General features: G+C 78.4%; 1 pseudogene. It reads left to right on the top strand.

Going from position 1 to position 518, the window contains the following annotated elements:
• Positions 1-518: pseudogene (locus ACI79W_RS20045) on the top strand (hypothetical protein); the annotation flags it as partial.

Raw genomic sequence — 518 nt, 5'->3', positions numbered from 1 at the left:
CCCCGACAGCCAGGGCGGCAGCCAGCCGGGCGCCGAGGTCGCCGGTGAGGTCGTCACCGCCGCCCAGTGCCGGGAGATCCTCCGCGAACTGGACCTGCTCGGCATCGGGCGCGCACCGGCCGGCGGCTGCGTGCAGGTCGCCATCGGCAACCCCACCGACGGGCGGCTGATCACCGTCGCCACGCACAGCCAGCTCCGCCGCGCCGCCGGCCACCGCCGGAACCGCACGCGTAGCCGCGCCCCCAACGCGGGCAGGACGGGCACCGCGGGCACGGCGGGCACGGCAGGCACCGCGGCATCCGGCCGGGCGACCGCGGCCCAGACGCGTCCGGAAAGCGGGCCAGGCCTCGGACCACCGCCACCGACGACCGCCTACGAACCCACCGCCGCGCAACGCCGGTTCCTGCACGTCCGCGACCGCCACTGCCGCATGCCCGGCTGCCGCCGCCGCCCCGGCCGCTGCGACATCGACCACGGGCAAGCCCACGCCGACGGCGGCCCCACCGACTGCTGGAACC

The sequence above is a fragment of the Blastococcus sp. SYSU DS0533 genome, from assembly GCF_054050775.1.
This window is presented reverse-complemented; position numbering and strand designations above follow the sequence as displayed.